At 74.9% G+C, this 18564-nt stretch carries 8 protein-coding genes; 1 reads left to right on the top strand and 7 read right to left on the bottom strand.

Annotation, left to right across the window (positions count from 1 at the left end):
• Nucleotides 1-123: 123 nt before the first annotated feature.
• Nucleotides 124-1266: a PP2C family protein-serine/threonine phosphatase gene (locus O7595_RS01425; RefSeq protein ID WP_443071548.1), complete on the bottom strand. Its 1143-nt coding sequence runs from the start codon at nucleotides 1264-1266 to the stop codon at nucleotides 124-126.
• 231 nt (nucleotides 1267-1497) lie between these two features.
• On the opposite strand from O7595_RS01425, the gene O7595_RS01420 reads away from it, so the two are divergent.
• Entirely contained in the window at nucleotides 1498-1956 is a 459-nt protein-coding gene (locus tag O7595_RS01420; protein WP_269726877.1) for a GNAT family N-acetyltransferase, read from the top strand.
• A gap of 150 nt (nucleotides 1957-2106) precedes the next feature.
• Here the strand turns inward: O7595_RS01420 and O7595_RS01415 are convergent, their stop codons facing one another.
• The 6 genes from O7595_RS01415 to O7595_RS01390 form a co-directional block, all read right to left on the bottom strand.
• Nucleotides 2107-3189: a class I SAM-dependent methyltransferase gene (locus tag O7595_RS01415; RefSeq protein ID WP_269726876.1), complete on the bottom strand. Its 1083-nt coding sequence runs from the start codon at nucleotides 3187-3189 to the stop codon at nucleotides 2107-2109.
• Nucleotides 3186-4439, bottom strand: a complete 1254-nt coding sequence (locus O7595_RS01410) for a glycosyltransferase (protein ID WP_269726875.1) — start codon at nucleotides 4437-4439, stop codon at nucleotides 3186-3188. Before O7595_RS01410 ends, O7595_RS01415 begins: the two co-directional genes overlap by 4 nt.
• Nucleotides 4436-5290 (bottom strand): alpha/beta fold hydrolase, encoded by an 855-nt coding sequence (locus tag O7595_RS01405; protein WP_269726874.1) that lies wholly within the window; start codon nucleotides 5288-5290, stop codon nucleotides 4436-4438. Before O7595_RS01405 ends, O7595_RS01410 begins: the two co-directional genes overlap by 4 nt.
• A 3-nt stretch (nucleotides 5291-5293) precedes the next feature.
• Entirely contained in the window at nucleotides 5294-5548 is a 255-nt protein-coding gene (locus O7595_RS01400) for an acyl carrier protein (RefSeq protein ID WP_443071803.1), read from the bottom strand.
• Between the two features lie 65 nt (nucleotides 5549-5613).
• On the bottom strand, nucleotides 5614-10635 hold the full coding sequence (locus tag O7595_RS01395; protein ID WP_269726872.1) for a type I polyketide synthase: 5022 nt from the start codon (nucleotides 10633-10635) through the stop codon (nucleotides 5614-5616).
• 1 nt (nucleotide 10636) lies between these two features.
• On the bottom strand, nucleotides 10637-17938 hold the full coding sequence (locus O7595_RS01390; protein WP_269732329.1) for a type I polyketide synthase: 7302 nt from the start codon (nucleotides 17936-17938) through the stop codon (nucleotides 10637-10639).
• Between the last annotated feature and the right edge of the window lie 626 nt (nucleotides 17939-18564).

Genomic DNA, 18564 nt, shown 5'->3' with positions numbered 1-18564 from the left:
ATGATCCTGGGCGGCGCGGAACACCAACGCGGACGGCCCGGTACGTCCCGGGCCGCACGGATCACCGGTGCGGGGTCCTGTGGCGGCCGTGTCGTCCACGGACCGTCCCCACCGTCCCCTCTGTTACGGCGCCACGGTTCCCGGTGCCTGTGCGGCCGTCCCCGGCCCTCGGCTGTTGGGGCACCTCACGGCGAGGGCGGCGATGTCGTCGTCGAGCCGCCCGCCGCTGTAGCGGAGCAGGTCCTGGTGGAGCCGGTCGAGCAGCTCCCTCGGCGCGGCGGGGCCGTTCCGCCGGATCCAGTCCGGGAGCGGGAAGAACTCCCCGGCGCGGTCCCGGGTCTCCGTCACACCGTCCGTGTACAGCAGGAGATGGTCGCCCGGGTCGAAGGGGACGGTGTCCACGTAGTAGTGGTCCCCGATGAGCGCCGCCAGGTTCAGGGGCGGTGAGGGGGTGGACGGCTCCAGGACGCGGATCTCACCGCGGTGCACGAGCATCGGCGGGGGATGCCCGCAGTTCAGGATCCGGATGGCGCCGCCGTCGTGGGGGATCTCGACGAGTACGGCGGTGGCGAAGCGCTCGGGCAGTTCCTGGGTGGGGAACGCGGCGCTGTAGCGGGTGATGCTGGTCTCGAGACGCCGGGTGATGCCACGGAGATCGGGCTGGTCGTACGCGTTCTCCCGAAAGCAGTTGATCACGGCGGACGCCGCGCCCACCGCCGACAGGCCCTTGCCCCGCACATCCCCGATGAGCAGGCGCACGCCGTACGGGGTGTCGGCCACCTCGTAGAAGTCGCCGCCGATCCGGGCCTGCTCCTGGGCCGCCAGGTACAGCGACTCGATCTCGACGTCGTCGATACGGCTCGGCAGCGGGCGCAGCAGCACCTTCTGGGCGGCGTCGGCGACGAGCCGTACGTGGAACAGCGCCTCCTCGCGCTGGATCCTGACGTGGCTGGCGTACGCGGCCGCCAGCGTCACCAGGATGATCGCGGCGGCCGTGTACGGCGTCCCCAGATCGGTGTAGAAGAAGCTGAGGCTGATCATGACCAGCAGGCAGAACGTCCCCAGCAGGACCGTGGCGAGCACGGGCCACAGCGCTGCGGCGAGAGCGGGTGCGGCGGGCAGGAGACGGCTGAAGGCGATCTCCCTCGGGGTGGAGAAGGCCAGGGAGGAGATGAGGATCGTGAGAACGGCCGGCGACAGCAGGACAGCCGTCCACCGGGCTCCGTAGAAGCGACGAGGGCGCCGCAGCCGCCCGGACATGATCACAAAATGCATCATATCCGGGCATAAGACTCGCCGAAATGTGGTCGCGGCGCGCCGATGTCGACCCGAGGGGGAACCACCCGGCCCGAAGCGTCCGTCCGGCCGGTCGGGCCTGATCCGCCGGCCCTGGCATGCTCATGAATCCGTGCAGGTGCGGCGGTGTGGAACAGCCCCACGGCCCGCATGGCATCCTGTGCTCACCTGCAGACCGATGCGAGTGCGAGGAAACCCACCGTGACGTCCGACCCGGGTCTCGACGTACGCCCCCTCGCTCCCGGTGACCGGGAGGCCTGGGAGCCGCTGTGGCAGGCGTACCTGGAATTCTACGAGCACACCCTCCCGCCGGAGGTCACCGATCTGACGTGGGCCCGGTTCGCCGACCCGGCCGAGCCGGTGCGGGGACTCGGGGCGTGGGCCGGCGGCGGACTGGTGGGCATCTGCCACTACGTGCTGCACCGCTCCACCTGGGCCGCCGGCACGTACTGCTGTCTGGAGGACCTGTTCACCGCCCCCACCGCGCGCGGCCGGGGCGTGGGCCGGACCCTCATCGAGGCCACGGCAGCGGCGGCGCGCGAGGACGGCGCGGAGAGGCTCCACTGGCAGACGCACCGGGACAACGCCACCGCACGGGCCCTCTACGACCGTGTGGCCCGGCACGAGGGATTCCTCGTCTACGAGCGTCCGCTCGGCTGACCGGGCGAGGTGTGCGGCGGGGCCGTACCGCTGACGGCGCCGACCCCACAACACTCCGGTGACCCGCAGGGCCGACGGGGTCCGCGCCGGCGGCGCGGCACTGTCAGTCCTCGAGTCAGACCTCGGGCGGAGCCACAGAGATCATCACCGTCAGTCCTTGCGGGCCACCAGGCGGTACGCGTTGCACAGCCCGAGACGTCCGGCGAAGGGCGCGACCGCCTGATCGAGGAGCGCCGCCGCCACCAGCGCCGGGACGCCCGCCAGCAGCGCCGCGGCGCGCAGCGCCCGGTGCACCGGGCCGACGGGCGGAAGCCACGGGAGGTCGTCCCGCGGCGCGGCTCCTTCCAGCGCCAGCCACACCGCCGCCACGAGGTCGACCGGCTCGTGCGCCGACCGGTGCTGCTCGTCCACCACCGTGAACCCCAGCTCCGCCAGCGCCACGCGGAGATTGCCCACCGGAACGAGATGGAGGTGCTGGGGCTGGAGCCAGGGAAGCCACCAGCGGCCGAGCAGGCGCGCGTACCGGCTCTCCGGGTCCGGCACCTCCACCACCAGGTGCCCGCCCGGGCGCAGCGACGTCCGGGCCGCCTCCAGTTCGTGCAGCGGTTCCGTGCTGTGCTCGAGGTAGTGGAACAGGCTGACGACGTCGTACTCGCCGGCGAGGTCCGGCGCCAGTTCGGTGAAGCCGCCCCGGAATCCCCGCTCGACCCGTCCCCGCCGCTCGGCCAGTTCCGCCCCCTCGGAGCGGTCGAGTCCGTCGAACACCACCTCCGGCAGGACCGTCCGGGCCACCTCGCAGAAGTGCCCGTGCCCGGTGCCCACGTCCAGCCACCGCTTCGCGTCGCCGGCACAGGGCCGCACGGACTCCGCTCGGCGCCGGTAGGACGCGGTGCGCCCGCCGAACATCCCGTCCAGCTGCTGCTCGCCGAGGCCGTCGTAGAAGTCGCGGTAGTAGAAGGCGAGTCCGCGGGCGTTCAGCCGGGGGTTCTGGAAGAGGTGGCCGCAGGAGTGGCAGCGGTCCATCCGGAACCGGCCGGGCTTGTGCTGGAGCAGGTCCGACGTCCACAGATGCCCGCCGATCCGGACCGATCCGCACCACGGACAGCCGTGGCGCAGCGGTTCGAAGAACGCCTCGGGCCCCTCGGCCAGCTCGGCCTCGTACTCCGGCCGGAGCAGGTTCACCGTCTCCTGCCGGGCACGGCGTCTGCGGGAGCGCACCTCACGCGACGTCATCCCTCCTCCTTGTCCCGGAGCTCTTCCCCGAGCAGTTCTTCGAGATGGTCCGCCGCGGCCGCGGCGCCACCCGCCGCGCGGAGTGCCGATCCGACGGCACGCGCGGCGGCCCGGTGGCCGTGGCCGTCCAGCACGGCATCCACGGCCGCTCCGATGCGGTCGGCGCCGGCCCGGCCGAACCGGACCCGGACCCCGGCCCCCGCGTCGCACACCTGCGCGGCGACGACCGGCTGGTCGTCGCGGATCGGCGCCACGACGAGGGGAACGCCGTGCCACAGCGCCTCGACCACCGTGTTGTGACCGGCATGGCACACGACGGCGTCCACGTGCCCGAGCAGCGCGAGTTGCGGTACGACGGGGAGGGCGAGCAGATCGCCGTCCGGCCGGACGGCGGCCGTCCCCCCGCCCGTCCCCGGGGGCGCGCCGCCCGGGACGGTGGTGCCGGGGCCGCCGAGGACGCCCTCCGGGTCCACGACGACGGCCTGCAGCCGGTCCGCCCGCGCCCGCAGGGCCTCGGCGCATGCGGTGAGGAAGCGCCCTCCGGTGTCGGTGTTCGCCGTGCCGAGCGTGACCAGGACCGTCGCCCGCCCGGGGTCCAGCCACTCCCACGGGAAGTCGGCCGCCGAGGGACGGGCGGCCAGCGAAGGGCCCACCCAGCGGATCCCTCCGCCACCCCGGGCGGGCCGCCCGGCCAGCTCCGGGGTGGAGAAGGCCAGCACCAGACGCGGGGAGAACCGGGGGTCCGCCGTGCCCTCCGGGTCCCCGATGCGCAGCCGCAGGTCCCGCAGCAGCGCGTCGTTCCACGCGGCGACCTTCGGCATGGCCGCCAGCGCGTCCGTGAACTCGGCCGGGGTCGTCGCCGACGTCGCCCACGGCACCCCGAGCCGCTCCGCGACCAGCGCACCCGCCGGTGCCTGCTGGTCCGCCACGACCACATCGGGCCGGAACGTCAGCACCGCGTCCCGTACGCCGTCGGCCATGGCGTCCGCGAGCGGCACCAGGAACCGTTCCCACAGGAAACGCAGGGCCTCGGGCCCCCGGATGTCCGGCGGTCGGACGGGACGGTCCGCTTCGGCCCAGGACACCGGCGACGGGAAGACGTGCACGTCCGGCCCGGCGAGGCGGCGGACGATCGCGGGCACCCCCGCCCAGGCCACCCGATGGCCCCGGGAGACCAACTCCGCGGCCACCCCCACCAGCGGATTGATGTGCCCCACGAGCGGTGGGACGACGAACAGGCAGCGGCTCACGGGACGTTCACCTCCAGGGGCGCGGCAGCCGCCCGGCCGCCCTCGTCGCGGCGTTCGCCGGACCCGTGCTCCGCGATCCAGCCGAGGACGAGGTCGCGCACCCGGCGCGGCGCCTCGACCAGCACCGAGTGCTCATGGCCGGGGACCAGCACCGTCCGGCTGCGGGGCAGCAACGACTCCAGCCACGGGGCCTGTTCGCAGAGATCGGAGTCGCCCCCGTAGACGGCGAGCACCGGGCGGTCCAGGGAGCGGAGGGCGTCCTCGGACACGAGGTCGCAGTCGGTGACCTCCGCGGCGATCGAGGTGTCGCGCACCAGGCGGCCCGCGGCCCTCGCCAGCCGGGCCGTGTGGTGGCCGCGGTGGCTCGCGATCCAGTCGATCGCCTCGCTCTCGTTGACGGTCATCTCGTGCCGTACCCGCTCCAGCAGCCTGGTGATCTTGCGCGCCCAGGAGGCCGTGGCCGGTTCGGACTCGACGACGGAGACGCTCGCGACCCGGTCCGGGCGGCGCAGGGCGTAGCCGAACGACACCGTGCCGCCGAAGGAGTTGCCGACCAGGTGGACCGGGCCGGGTACCTCCAACCGGTCCAGCAGCGCGCCGAGATCGTCCACGAACCTCCCGAGTCCGTAGCCGCCGGCGGGTCTTCCACTGCGGCCGTGCCCCCTGTGGTCGTACATGACGACGTCCAGCCCGGCCGCCGCGAACGCGGGCGCGACGGTGAAGTAGTAGCTGGCCAGACTGTCGGTGAGCAGCCCGTGCAGCAGGACGACGGTCTCCCGGCCCGGCCGTCCGTCGCCGGGGCCGAGGCGCTGGACGTGGAGACGGACACCGGCGACATCGATGAGCGCCATCGGTCAGGCCGCTCCCGCGCTCTTCAGGCACCTCGCCACGTGTTCGACGAGCCGGCCGACGGTGAGCTCGATGATGTCGTCGAGCTCCATCGAGGCCACGAACTCGGCGAAGTTGACGTCACGCCCGTACCGGGCCTCCAGATGACCGGCCAGGGTCACCAGGTCGATGCTCTCGAACTCCAGGTCCCTGCTGAACCGGGTCTCCATACCGACCTCCGTGTCGTCGAGACCGTCGTCCTCGAGGACGAGCGCGATCATGGCCGTGATGTCGGCGAGTATCGCGTCCTCGTCCGCCCCCGACGGAACGGTCGCCTGGGTCGTGGTCACGTCCTGTCCTCCTCCTCGTGCCTTTCCCCGTCCCGTTCCGGTCCTTCGGCCCACGCCACGACGTACGAGCGCGGGGGAAGACCCGGCGGATTGGCCACCTCTTCGCACCGGACCCGGTACACGCGTACCGGGGTGCCCGGAGCACCGCGCACCTCGACCGTCAGCCGGTCCTCGGCCGCCGCCACCACGGCGAAGTCCTTGGGGCGGCCGCCGAATCCGGTTCCCTCCGCCTTCGCCGCGGCCTCCTTCGCCGCCCAGAAGCGGGTGAACCACAGCGCTCCGGAGGCCCCGGCCGCCGCCCCCGCTCCGGTGCTGCGGGCCGCCAGCAGTTCGCGTTCGGCCGGAGCCAGGGCGGCGGACAGCGTCGCCCCGGACGGCTCGGCGATCTCCTCGATGTCGATGCCGGGTCCGGTCACCGCGCCGCCGCCCGGGACCGGGGGGCACGGGCGCACGATCGCGACCGCGGCCTCGGCCCGGTGGGCGAGCGAGACGGCCAGCGGGGGGAGCGTACGCCCGTGCGTCCCGGTCACCCGGGGCCGTCCCCGGGCGTCGTTGTCGACGCGCAGTTCCGCGGGGAAGACCGGTCCCTCGCCCCGCTGCCACAGCCACTGCCGTACGGCGTCCTTGGCGGCGATGCGGCCCAGCAGCCACTGCCGGCGCCCGAGCGGCGAGTGCCGTTCGTACTGGGCGCGTTCGGCGCTGCCGAGCATGTTTCGCATGATCAGATCGCGTGACGCCAGGTCCGGCCAGCGCTCGTGGACCAGGGCCCAGCCGCCGGGCCGGGACGTCGACAGCGTGTGGCGCTCCGGAAAGCGCTCGACGGGGCGTGTGTGCGGATCGTTGTCGAACCGGCGGTCCTGCCAGCCGCCGAGCTCCGCCCAGACCCGGCCGCCGGATGTCAGCAGGGCGTCCGCCTCCAGGAGGTCGGGGGTGAGCGAGGTGACGCGGACCAGGCACTCCATCTCGCTGCCGGGCCGCGGGGCCGGGCCGAAGAACCGCATGTGCCGCATCCGGACGGGGAACACGACCGTCCGTTCGGCGGCGGTCGCCATGATCCAGTAGCCGAGGACCTGCCCCACGTTGTCCAGCAGCGCACCCGGCGCCGGTGGCGTGGTCAGCACCGCTCGGACGTGCCGCTCGCCGATGCCCCGAAGCGCCGTGACCCCCTGGTACGCGGGGCCGTGGAACATCCAGCGCTCGTCGTACAACTGGGCCGCGGTGTGGCCGGGGGCGCGTTCGTCCCGGAACGCCGCCGGATCCCAGGGAGCCGGCGGCGGGGGGTGGTGCGCGGCGACCTCGACCACGGCGCGTGCGTGCGGTCCGAACGACACCGCGACCCGCCCGGGGCCCGCGGGGGCCGTGGTGACCTTCACGTCCGCCGGATCGGCGGCTGTCAGCCACCGGTCGAACCGGGCGTCGTGCACGGCGACGGCGCGCATACCGGGAGCGCAGCGCTCGGCCGCCTCCATCACATGGTGGACGATCGTCGTGGCCGGCACGACGGGCCAGCGGTCGGCCACTTCGGGCCAGTCCGCCCGCTGCCGGAAGAAGCAGTGGTCGAGCAGGTACGGCATCGCGTCGGTGCCCACCCGGACCGTGTACTCCGAGCGGCCGGACGGCGCCCCGCCGGGGACCCGCCCCGTGCGGGGCGCGACCGGGCCGGCCACGGGGGGCGTGCGGCGGGCCGGGACGTGCGGCGTGGCGCCCGGCCGGCGCGCCGGTGAGGGCCGGCGGCCGGCCGCCTCGATGAGCTCGGCCGCGGTGGCCGCGGTCTCCCGCATCAGCGCGTCGAGCTCCGCGAGAGCCGGGAACCGTTCCGCGCCTCCGGGCCTGGGGACGGACTCCCCGGGCCGGTGCGGAGCGCCGCGGGCCGCGGGACTCCCCGACGAGCCTTCGGCCCCGGCAAGCTCCGCCGTGCCTCCCCGTACCGTAGCGGCGCCGGTCGTACCCGTACCCGCCGGGCCGCGCGCGGTGGACGCCGACGCCGCGGCCGTCGAGGTGACCGGGCCGGCCGCGGAACCCTCCCGTCCGGCCGGCAGCGACAGCCGCAGCGCGGCGAGCGTTCCCGGCTCCAGGGAGACCAGCCCGCCGCCCAGGTCGAGACGCACCGGAGGCCGAGCAATGACGCCGGCGCCGCCGGCCGCCGGGGAGGGGGGCCGGGACGTCGTGGCGTCGGCATCGGCACGCGACGAGGAGGTCCGGCGCCCGGGCGCCCCGGCCGGAGCGGCGCCATGGCGGTCGATCACGTCCGGGTCGACCGCCGCGCCCTCCGCCCACAGCGCCACGGCCACGCGTCGCAGCTGCGAAAGGCCCGCACGGTGCGGTGTGTTGGCGGCGACGACGAGATGCTCCCGCCCCGACAGCGTGTCGCCGATGAGCGACCCGAGTGCTCCCGTACCGACCTGGACGAACGCCCGGAACCCCGCCGCGTACATCGACTCGGTCAACTGGCGGAAGCGCACGGGCTCCAGCAGATGGCGGACGAACAGTTCCCGTACGGCGGCCTCGTCACGGGGGAACGGGGCCGCCGTCGTGCCGGACCAGACCGGCACGGTGGGCGTGTGCAGCGCGAAACGTTCGGCCGCGGCGCGGAACGGGCCCAGGGACGGCTCCAGCATGGGTGTGTGGAACCCCGAACGGAACGGCAGCACCCTGCACAGCACGCCTTCCGCGCGGAGGACGCGGACGAACTCCTCGACCGCGTCCGGCGGCCCGCACACCATCGACTGGCTCGGCGCGTTGTCGTGGGACAGGGTCACCGGCAGACCGAGGGCTCCCAGCTCCGCCCGTACGCGGTCCGCGGACGCCCCCACGGCGGCGAAGGCGAGGTCCGGCACCGTCACCGAGTCGGGGTCGAGCGAGGCCATGAAGTCGTCCACGGCGCGCTCGGAGTACAGACCCGCGACCGCCATCGCCGTCCACTCGCCGATGCTGTGCCCGGCCACTGCCTCCGGCACCACGCCCATCCGGCGCAGGGCGGTGTCCAGGAGCCTGCCCACCGCCACCACGCCCAGCCCGTGCCGGCCGATGTCCCCGACGCGGGCCGCCGTCGCACCGCCGGCCGGCCCCGGCCGCGCCGGCCCGAACCGGGCGGCGACGTCGTCGACGCGCGGCTCGAACTCGCTTTCAAGTCCCGGGAAGACGAAGGCGATCCTCCCCGGCCGGTCGCCGCCGAGCAGCGGGCGGGGGGAGAACCACACGTCGCCGCGGCCGTGCCACGCCCGGCCCTTGGCGGTGACCCGGCGGGCGAGCGCCAGCCGTTTCGGTGTCGGATCGACGATGCCGAGACGGGCCGGCCCCGCTCCCGGGCACGCGGGGTCGGCGAGCCCCGCGGCCAGCAGCGTGGAGTCGTCGGTGTCCAGCCCGGTCGCGAGGCCCTCCGGCGAGTAGGCGGTCAGCAGCAGCACGCGCTCCCGTTCGATCACGGTGGTGGCCGCGGCCGTCCGGCCGGAGCCGCCCCGCCCCGCGTCGGTGACGGCCGGGGACGCGGTGGCCCGCGGCTTCCGCGCGGGGGTGAACGCCACGACGTCCGGGGCCTGTTCGAGGACCACATGGGCGTTGACCCCGCCGAACCCGAAGGCGTTCACGGCCGCCCGGCGCGGCGTCCCCCCGGGGCCGGCGTCCCAGGGCGCCGCGCCGGCCAGGGGACGGAAACGGGTGCCGGCGAGCGCGGGATGGGGATCGTCGCAGTGCAGGGTCGGCAGCAGCACCGCGTGGTGCACGGCGAGAGCCGCCTTGACCAGGCCCGCGACCCCCGCGGCGGGCATCGCGTGGCCGATCATCGACTTCACCGACCCGATCACCGCGGGCCGCACGCCCGCGCGGTCGTCGGGCGGCCCGAAGACCTCGGTCAGCGTGCGCAGTTCGGCCGCGTCCCCGGCGGGAGTCGCCGTACCGTGCGCCTCCAGCAGTCCGATCGACCCCGGCTGGGCGGGGTCCAGCCCGGCCGCCTCCCACGCACGTCGCACGGCTCGGATCTGCCCGCCCGGATCGGGGCTGACCAGTCCGGCCGTACGCCCGTCGCTGCCGACCGCCGTCCCCCGGACCACCGCGTAGATCCGGTCCCCGTCCCGTACGGCGTCCGCCAGCCGCTTCAGCACGACCACGCCCGTGCCCTCACCGATGAGGATGCCGTCCGCGTCCCGGTGGAAGGGGCGGATGCGCTGGCTCGGGGACAGGGCGCGGAGCTGGGAGAACACGCTCCACAGGGTGATGTCGTGGCAGTGGTGCACGCCTCCGGCGAGCATCAGGTCGCACCGGCCGGACGCCAGCTCGCCCACCGCCTGGTCCACGGCGACGAGCGAGGAGGCGCACGCGGCGTCCACGGTGTAGGCGGGACCGCGCAGATCGAGCCGGTTGGCCAGCCGGGAGGCCGCAAGATTGGGGACGAGGCCGATGGCGTTCTCCGGCCGATCGGGACCGAGCCGTTCGGTGAACGCCTCCCTCACCCGGGCCAGCTGGTCGGCGCCGAGGTGCGGCAGCAACTCCCCGAGCGTGCGCACCAGCTGGGCCGCGGTACGGACCCGCTGGTCGAGGCGGACCAGCCCCGGCGTCAGATAACCGCCCCGGCCCAGCACGACGCCGACCCGGTCCCGGACCGGAAGCCGGTCCTCGCCGCCGGCGTCCGCGATCGCGGACGCCGCCACCTGGAGCGCGATCAGTTGGTCGGGCTCCGCGCCCGGCACCGAGCTCGGCATGATGCCGAAACGGGTCACGTCCACCTCCGCCAGCGCGTCCACGAAGCCGCCGCGCCGGCAGTACACCTGGTCCGCGGCGGCCGGCCCGTCCGCCGCCGAGGGCCGGTAGTAGGCGGCGTCCCAGCGGCCCTCCGGCACGTCACCGACGGCGTCGAGCCCGGCGACGAGGTTGCGCCAGTACGCCGCCAGGTCCCGGGCCCCCGGCAGCAGTACGGCCATTCCCGTGATGGCGACGGGAACGGCGTGGCGGCCGCGGCCGCCCTCGCCCCGCTCGCCGCCGGCGGTCCGGTCCGGTCCGGCGCTCGACCCCGCACCGGTCATGTCACCACTCCGAGGCGGTGTGGACGACCGCCCCGGCCGCCGGGTCGCCCCAGGCGAGTTCCCGCAGCAGCGCCAGTGGCCCCTCTTCGGGGTCGATCAGGGCGATTCCGCGCCGGGCGTACTCGCGGGCGAGCTCCGGGCCGACCATTCCGGTGTGGAGTCCGCCGGGAGCCCAGGGGCCCCAGTGGACCGTCAGCACCCGCTGACCGGTGCGGGCCCGCCACTGCTCGCCCAAGGTCTCCAGGGCGTCGTTGGCGGCCGCGTAGTCCGCCTGGCCCCGGTTGCCGAACACCGCGGAGACACTGCCGAACAGCACGATGAACCGCGCTCCCTCGTCGGGCAGTTCGCCGAGTGCCGCGAGAAGTGATCCCGCCCCCGCGACCTTGGTGCCGTACACCCGCTCGAAGGACTCCGGGGACTTCTCCGCGATGAGCCTGTCGTCGATGACCCCCGCGGCGTGGACGACTCCGTCGAGACGCCCGTGGTCGGCGTGGATCTCCTTCACCGCCTGCAGCACGGCGGCGGAGTCGCGACAGTCGACGCTGCGGTAGCGGACCCGGCTCCCGGCGGCTTCGAGCGCGGCCAGGGTGGCGGCCATCTCCCGCTGGGCGAGGAGCAGCTCGGCCGCCCGGTCGATCTCGGCGGGGGAGGCGTACCCGCCCCGCACCGCGAGCACGCGGCGCAGCGCCGCCCTGTCGCCGGCCGCCGCCGTCTCCGGATCCTCCGGCCCGGCGGGGGCGGGCGTCCTGCCGAGCAGTTCGACGCGGCAGCGGGAAGCTCTGGCGAGTGCGACGGCGAACGCCGCCGTGATGCCCCGGGCCCCTCCGGTGAGCAGGACGACCGAGTCCTGGTCGAGCCCGAGCGCCGCCGCCTCCGCCGCCCCGTCCCCGGCGGGTCCCGCACCGGTCGCGGCCGTCGTCCCGAAGGGCGCCTCGACGGGCTCCCAGGTGTGAAGGCCGTCCGCGTCGCGCACCACGACCGGTGCTCCGCCGGCCGCGGACAGCTCATCGACCACCGCGGCGGCGACGCCCTCCGGCGTATGCAGCCCGCGCGCCCCGCCCGGATCGAGGTCGATCACGGTGGGACCGGTGTCGGGGCACTCCCGGGCGATGGTGCGGAAGAGCCCGCGCAGCCCGGCCGAACGCTCCGCCACCCGGCCCTCCTCGGTGAGCCGTACGGCGAGCAGCCGTGCGGGGCGGCAGGCCAGCGCTGCCTTGACGGCCGGGAAGGCCGAGGGCAGGACCGGCGGCCCGGAGGCGGCCAGCGGGTCGAGCAGGACGACACCGTCGAGCGGCCCGTGGCCGTTCTGCGGCGGCAGCGGCTGTTCGGCGCCCAGGACGACGGACGCGGCACCGTGCCTTTCCAGCGCCGCGGCGAGCGCCCGTGCCGTGCCCGCGAGCTCACCGTCCCCGTCGCCGAGCACTGCGAACCTCCGCCCCCGCAGAGCCGCGGGCGTCGCGGTACTCGGACTGCCGATCAGGGGCACCTTGCGCAGTTCCAGGCGTTTGGGCGCGGCGATGAGGAGGGTGTCCGCTCCGGGCGCCGTGGCACCGGCGCCGTCCCCGGAAGGGAACCGCGGCGTCTGCGCCGTCGTCGGCACCGTCGCCGTTGACCTCGCCGACCTCGACCCCGTGCCGGTGCCCGCGGCCGCAACGGCGTACGGGCCGTTGCCGTTCCGCTCCGGGGCAGCGTCCGGCGCCGCGGCGGGCAGGGTTCCCGGCACGGCGACGGGAGCCGCCGGACCGCCGTCCGGCTCGGCACCGGCACCGGGCAGGAGGGCGCAGATCCCCGCGGCCAGGGCCTCTGCGGTTCTCGCCCGGGAGAGCTCCTCCATCGCGGCGTCGTCCAGCGCGCCTGCGCCGGCGGGCGCCGCGCCGTCCCGGATCAGCCGTCCGGCCAGTTCGCCGACGATCTCGGTCCGCTTGATCGAGTCGATGCTCAGATCCGCTTCCAGGTCGAGGCCCGGCTCGACCATGTCGGCCGGATAGCCCGTGCGCTCACTGATGATGTCCACGATCAGGCGCAGGACGTCGTCACCGGAGGGCGGCCCGGCCGCATCCGCGCCGCTTCCGGGGGCGACCGTCCGCTCCTGGCCCTCGTGGGGGCCGGGTCGGGCAGCGGCTCCGGCCTCCGGGGCCGCGCCGGTGGGCTCGGACCCCCATGTCTCCGGGCGTCCCGCCGACAGTGCCGGAGCCAGCGGAAGGCCGGCCGGGGCGGGCAGGGGGTCCCCGGGTGCCCGCCCGCCGAAGTAGGTCAGCAGGACGTCGCGCTGGGCCGCCACCATCTCCCGGCTCGTTCGGAGGAATTCGGCTATCAGCGCGTCCTGGCCGGTCGCGGCGCCCTCGGCCGCCCAGCCCCCGTGATGGTCCGTCACAGTCGTCTCCACGACACGTCGGGCCGGTGCCAGCGCACCGGGCAGGAGTTCGCCGGACGCGGTGCGGACGAGATGCCCGTCGACCGTCCAGCCGGGCTTGCGGCCGTTCTCGGCCCGGTCCGGGTCCACCGCGTCACGTCCCCGGAACATCCAGCCGGTGGTCACCGGCACCCCGGCCACCGCGAGCCGGGCCAGGGCGTCGAGGAGTTCGGGCAGTCCGCTTCCCGGCCGTGGCGCGCACGCGACGGTGCGGTGCGGCCGATCACCGAGGATCTCGGCCACCAGCCCGGTCAGCACCCGGCCCGGTCCGCACTCGACGAAGACCCGCGCGCCCGCCTCGTACATCGCCTCGATCTGCTCGGCGAAACGCACCGGAGCGCCGATCTGCGCGGCCAGCTCCGCACGGATTCCGTCGGGGCGGTCGTCGTAGGGCCGGGCGGTGCGGTTGGACCACACCCGGAACTCCGGCGGTCGTACGGGGTGTTCGGCCAGCACCCGCGCGAATCGCTCACCGGCTCCCGCGACCAGTGGGCTGTGGAACGCGCACGCCACCGGCAGGCGCTTCGCTCCGAGACCCGCGTCGCGCAGCAGCCCCAGCGCGGCCTCCACCGCGGCGGTGGGACCGGAGACCACCGTCTGCCGCGGCGTGTTGTGATTGGCCACGACGAGCCCGGCGCCCAGGAGCCCGCCCGCCGCGCGGTCGCCGTTGCTCCCGCGGTCGCGGTCGCGGTGACCGCCGTCGCCCCTCGTCGGGCCCAGGACCCGCTCGACGTCCGCCGCGGACGCGCTCACCGCCGCCATGGCCCCGGGATCGTCCCCGGCGGCCGCCAGGATCGCAGCGGCGCGCTCGGAGCTCAGCGTCAGCAGCGTCTCCGGATCGAGGGCGCCGGCGGCGCTGAGGGCGACCAGTTCGCCGTAGCTGTGGCCCGCCGCCATGTCGGGCACGACCCCGGCCCGTGTCAGCAGCGCGTGGGCGGCGAGGTCCACCATGCCGAGCGCGGGCTGGGCGGCCCGGGTGTCGGTGAGCGCGGCGCCGGCGCGCCCGCGCGCGGTGTCCGTGAACGCGGCCGGGGGGTGCAGCGCGGCGGCAGTGCCGCGGTCGAGCGCGAGGAGGTGCTGCAGTTCGGGGAAGGCCGCGAAGAGGCCGGCGAACATGCCCGTCCGCTGGCTCCCCTGCCCGGGGAACAGGAAGGCGACCTTTCCGCCCCCGCCCCGGGGCCCGTCCCCGGGCCCCCCGCCGATACCCGTGGCGCCCGCAGCCTCGTCGCCGGCGAGGTGGACCCCCGCACCCGGATCGTGCCCGCCGTCGAGGGCTCGACGCAGCCGCCGGCACAGCTCGTCGGGATCCTTCGCGACGACGGCGATCCGCACCGGACCCCGGTCCGTCGCGGCGCGCCGCGAGGCGGCGAGCGCGAGGTCCCGCAGCCGCCACGGACTCGTCCCCGCCGCGGCCGGTGACGCCTTCTCCAACAGGTCCTCCGCGGCCCGGCGCGCGGCCGCCGGGTCCGCCCCGCGGAACAGGAACAGTTCGGCGGGCCACACGTCACGCCCGTGCGAGGGCGGCAGCCCCCCGGCGTGCGCGCCCAGCACCACATGGAAGTTGGTGCCTCCGAAGCCGAACGCGCTCAGGCCCGCCACGCGCCGCTCGGCCGGTGCGGCCCACGGAAGTGCCTGGTGGTGGAAGACGAACGGGCTGCGGTCCTCGTGCCAGGCCGCGTTGGGCTGTTCCAGATGCAGGGTGGGCGGACGGACGCCGGTGTGCAGGGCCATCACCGTCTTGATCAGCCCGGCCAGGCCCGCGGCGCACTTGGTGTGCCCGATCTGCGACTTGACCGATCCCAGGACACAGCCGCCCCGGCTCGCGCCGGCGGCCCCGAACACCTCGGTGAGGACCTCGAGTTCGGTCCTGTCGCCGACGACCGTGCCCGTGCCGTGCGCCTCCACCAGCCCCACGTCCGCCGGCGACGTACCGGCATTGCGGTGCGCCCGTTCCAATGCCCTGCGCTGGCCCTCCGGACGCGGTGCCGTCAGCCCGAGGGACCGGCCGTCGCTGGAACTGCCGATGCCCTTGACGACACCGTAGATGCGGTCGCCGTCCCGCTCGGCGTCGGCCAGCCGTTTCAGCACCACGCACGCCACGCCCTCGCCGAGTGCGATCCCGTCGGCCGAGCCGTCGAAGGCCCGGCTGCGGCCGGTGGGGGAGAGGGCGTGCACCGAGGAGAACAGCACGTAGTCATTGACGCCGTTGTGCAGATCGGCACCTCCGCACAGCATGATGTCGCTGGTGCCGGCGACCAGTTCCTTGCAGGCGACGTCCACCGCCGCGAGGGAGGAGGCACAGGCCGCGTCGACGGTGAAGTTGGGACCGCCCAGGTCGAGCCGGTTCGCGATCCGCCCGGAGACCACGTTCGCGAGCATTCCGGGGAAGGAGTCCTCGGTCAGCGGCGGAAGCTGCTCCTGCAGTCCCTTCGGCACCTCGCCGAAGTACGACGGGAGCACCGCGCGCAGCGTCGTCGCGTTCGAGAGGTCGCTGCCCGGTTCGGCACCGAACACCACACCCGTCCGCGTCCGGTCGAAGGCCCGGCCGCCCTCCCCGAGCCCCGCGTCGTCCAGCGCCCGCCGTGCGGCTTCGAGGGCCAGGAGCTGCACGGGCTCGATGCTGCCCAGCGAGGCGGGAGGGATGCCGTAGCGCAGGGCGTCGAAGGGAATCGGCGGCAGGAACCCGCCCCAGCGTGAGGTGATCGCACCGCCCGCCTCGACGCCGTGCACACCGGGATCCCAGCGGTCACGGGGGACTTCCCCCACCGAGTCGACCCCGTCGAGGACGTTGGCCCAGAAGGAGGCCAGATCGGGAGCACCGGGGAACATGCAGGCCATGCCGATCACCGCCACGTCCAGCGGCCGCGACGGCTCCGGTTCGCCCGTCGCTCCGCCGTGCGTGCCGGGGTGGGCCCCGGCGGCCCGCCCGGTGAGCAAGCTCGCCGCGCCCTCGGTCACGGCGGAGTGCAGCCGGGCGACGGTGGTCGTGGCCGTTCGCAGCACCGCCACCTCGCCGGCCATGAACATGCCCTCCGCCAGCTGGCGTTCCTCGTCGACGGGTCCGAGGGCCCCGCCGCCGGTGCGTTCCACGCCCTTGGCGGCGATCCGCAGCCTTCCGACGTTCAGCCGCTCCAGCCGTTCCCAGACCTCCCGTTCGGCCAGTCCCTCCTCGCGCATGCCGGCGGCCAGCGTGCCGAAGGCGTCGCTGAACGGGCTCGGCACACAGCGCGTGGCGTGACCGGGCGCCGTCTCCAGCAGCGCCGTGCGCTCCGCCGCGAGCACCCGGCGCTGGAACAGCGGCCGGACGGCACCGTGGGCGACCGCCTCCTCGGTGAAGAGGTACGCCGTGCCCATCAGGGTGCCCACGGCGCAGCCGCGCGCCGTCAGCGGCGCCGCGAGTGCGGCGGCCATCGCGGCGGAGCGCTCGTCGTGGATGCCGCCCGCGAGGAACACCTCGATCCGTTCGGCGGTGGCCCGCGCCGTGGTCTCGTCCGACCGCCGGGCGAGACCGTCGAGGAAGTCCTCCAGCACCGCCGTCTGGGCCTCCCAGAGCGGGAAGCTGTTCCGGGGACCGACGTGGCCGCCGCACTCGGCGCCCTCGAAGACGAACCGGCGGGCCCCGGCGTCCAGGAACTGCCGCAGCAGGCCCGGTGAGGGCACGTGGAGGAACGTCCTGATCCCGGCCTCCTCCAGCACCCGTGCCTGCGAGGGCCGGCCACCGGCCACGATCGCATGGGTGGGTCCGGCCGCCCGGACCGCCGCCAGCTGTGCGGTCCTCGTCTCCTCGGGGGCGAAGCCCAGGATCCCGACCCCCCACGGCCTGCCGTCCAGGACCTGCCGTGCCTCCTCCAGCATCGTCCGGGACCGCTCGGCCCCGGCGAGCGCGAGGGCGATGAAGGGGAGGGCCCCGTCGTCGGCGACGGCGGCGGCGAACGCGGCCCCGTCGCTCACCCGGGTCATCGGGCCCTGGGCGACCGGCAGCCGGGTTCCCAGGGCCCGGCTCATCGCCGAGTGCGCACCCAGCGCCCTTGCGGTTGCCTCGCGTTCGCCGTCCCGTACGGCGCACCGTACGGCACCGAGCACCGCCCGGACCGCGCGGCCGGTGTCGCCCCAGCGCTCGGCGAACCGAGAGGCCAGAAAGGCGTCCTGTCCGACCGGCAGGCGGTGTGCGGGGGAAGCGTCGTCGGCGGAGGACCGGGGCGCGGGCCCCCGTCGGCGCAGCGTGCGGTGGCCGCCGGACACCACGGTCTCCGTGCCGTCGCAGGTCCGCAGCACGGCCGCGACCGGCTCGGGCAGCTGTGACTCGGCCAGCAGTGCGAGCTGGGTGTCGAGCACCACCCCGGCGGCGCCGCCCACCACGGCGGCGGCGGCGGTCCGCGGCGCGATCCCCCCGCAGGCCCACACCGGAACCCCCAACTCCGCCGCGAGCAGCTGCTGGAGGAGTACGAAGGTGCTGAGCTCCCCGACGGGGCCTCCGCACTCGCTGCCACGGGCGATCAGCCCGCCGGCCCCCGACTCCACGGCCCGACGCGCTGCCTCCGGCCCGGTGACCTCCACGAGCACCCGCAGCCGGGGGTCCCGCGGGATCGCGGACAGGTCCCAGGCGGAGTCGGGCGCGAGCACCACCGTGTCCGGCCCGCCGGGGGATCCGTGCTCCCCAACGAGGTCACGCGGGTCCGCTCCGCAGCGCGGGCCGATCCGTACGCCCCAGCGCCCGGGGGGCCATCGGCGCAGAGCCGCCAGGGCCTCTCTCGCTCTCCGGTCCCCCGAACCCAGGTCGAGCACTCCGAGTCCGCCGGCGCGGCTCACCCCGGCGGCGAGACGGGCGTCCGGTTCACCGAAGGGGGTGATTCCGATGACCAGGTCCACGTGGTGCTCTACCGAATTCATCATTCCCCGAAAAGGCTTTGGTGTTGCCCGGAGGTTAAATTTCGGTCGATCGGCGGCGCGGGGCGTGCAGGGTCTCGCAATGCCCGCGGAAATCAATTCGGGTCATTCGCGCAGCGGCTTGAAGATAGTGGCAAGTTACTCAAGGGTCAACCATCGGTCAATGGTGCTGACCGGCCCGTCACCGCAGTCGTGAGAAGGGGTGGGAAATGCGGGCATGGCGAAATGGGGCGACAGGCCGGAAGGCCGGCGACCCAAGGGCGCCACGGAAATTCAAGAAGAGGAAGGAGCGGAAGGCGCAGGGGGAAGAGGTGGGGGGGATTCCGGCGGCGCGGCCCGCCATACTGACGCGTCGCTCATGCGGTGTCAACGTGATCGTCGGGATTTTCCGGCGGTTCGGAAATCAACAATGGCCGATTGTGACCGCCCGGGGTCGGGGCGCACCGCGAACGGGGCGAGCGCTTTCCGTGAGTTCACCTGGCAGTGCGTCCCCGTGTTGCCCGCCGGGTGCCGCGCACTTCCTTTTTCCGGAATGAATGCGTCCGGCCGAATCGCGACGACGGACCCCACGGGGCAGGGCGGCCCGTCCGGCCGGACACCGGGACGGACCGCCCCGCACGTGCCCGGTG

The organism is Streptomyces sp. WMMC940 (assembly GCF_027460265.1).
Classification (GTDB): domain Bacteria; phylum Actinomycetota; class Actinomycetes; order Streptomycetales; family Streptomycetaceae; genus Streptomyces.
This window is presented reverse-complemented; position numbering and strand designations above follow the sequence as displayed.